We start from the raw sequence: 1059 nt of genomic DNA, 5'->3' as shown, positions 1-1059 counted from the left end.
AAGCTAACCTTTGATAAATAAAGCTGAATGTCTTATACAAAAGTCAGCGTTTTCCTGCCGTATGGACGGCATTCTAGTAAAAGGCAAGCTCATTGCCATTAAATATAAGTTATAGACAAACGTCTTGTTCTAAGGTATCTTTCTGATACGCCTTTAAAAGGCGGATAGCTATCATTTAATCTTTGCACTGCCTCAAAGGAGATGATTATGATTAAATCGATAATTATCACATTATTACTAGTAACGATTGTGAGCGATTCACAAGCTGGAACAGTATACATGTGTGAAAATCATGACGGCTCAATAATCATTAGTCAATTACCGTGTAGTGCTTCGTCAGTATCAACAAAACAATATACTACTACAGAGAGCAATAAATCGAACAAAAAAATTAACGATGAAGCCGATTTGGCAGCGAGTATTATGGCGTTTGAGTTTTTGAGAAGTATAAGAAAAGAAAGAAACGATACAAGCGTTTTAAATAACTTATTAGATTACCCGGATCCACCCAAGCAAACCGAAAAGAGCCCCCAATTACTTCTTAATCCTTTTACCGTAAATACAATGCCACGTACTGGTGGAGGATATAAAAAGAACCCTCAATTACTTCATAATCCTTTTACCGGAAATACAATGCCACATACTGGTGGAGTATATGAAAAGAACCCTCAATTACTTCTTGATCCTTTTACCGGAAATGCAATGCCACGTACTGGTGCAGGATATACTGATCCGAGAACCGGTACATTTTACCAAGACGCAGGCGGCGGCGTTGTGAATACACGTACTGGTGAATTTATTCCCACCCATTAACGCAAGAGCAAACCGTTAGTGTAGTGCAGACACGTTTTCCACCAGCAGCTTGATATGAAGTCAGGATACAAGTATGCCTTTCGGTCATCGCTCCATCTCCAGCGAACTTCGTTCGCTCACGGGAGAACTTTGACCTTGAAAAGAGGGGGCCTTATAAGTGTTTTAATAATAGGGACAGCGCCCATTTATTTTTCTATCTTTAGATTTCATATTGGAAGAATTTATGCAGAATGTATGTCTCATTAC

General features: G+C 38.8%; 1 protein-coding gene. It reads left to right on the top strand.

What is annotated here, in order from left to right; all coding sequences use genetic code 11:
- Positions 1 to 207: 207 nt before the first annotated feature.
- Positions 208 to 813 (top strand): hypothetical protein, encoded by a 606-nt coding sequence (locus COZ07_RS05210; RefSeq protein WP_406607522.1) that lies wholly within the window; start codon positions 208 to 210, stop codon positions 811 to 813.
- Positions 814 to 1059 lie beyond the last annotated feature (246 nt).

This window comes from Candidatus Infernicultor aquiphilus (assembly GCF_002784285.1).
Taxonomy (GTDB): Bacteria; Atribacterota; Phoenicimicrobiia; order Phoenicimicrobiales; family Phoenicimicrobiaceae; genus Infernicultor; species Infernicultor aquiphilus.
Note: the sequence above shows the minus strand (reverse complement) of the source record. Positions and strands in the feature narration are given on the sequence as shown.

Bases quoted from the DNA above. Each gene is read 5' to 3' on its own strand.
- COZ07_RS05210 (WP_406607522.1), top strand. From the start codon at position 208: ATGATTAAATCGATAATTATCACATTATTACTAGTAACGATTGTGAGC.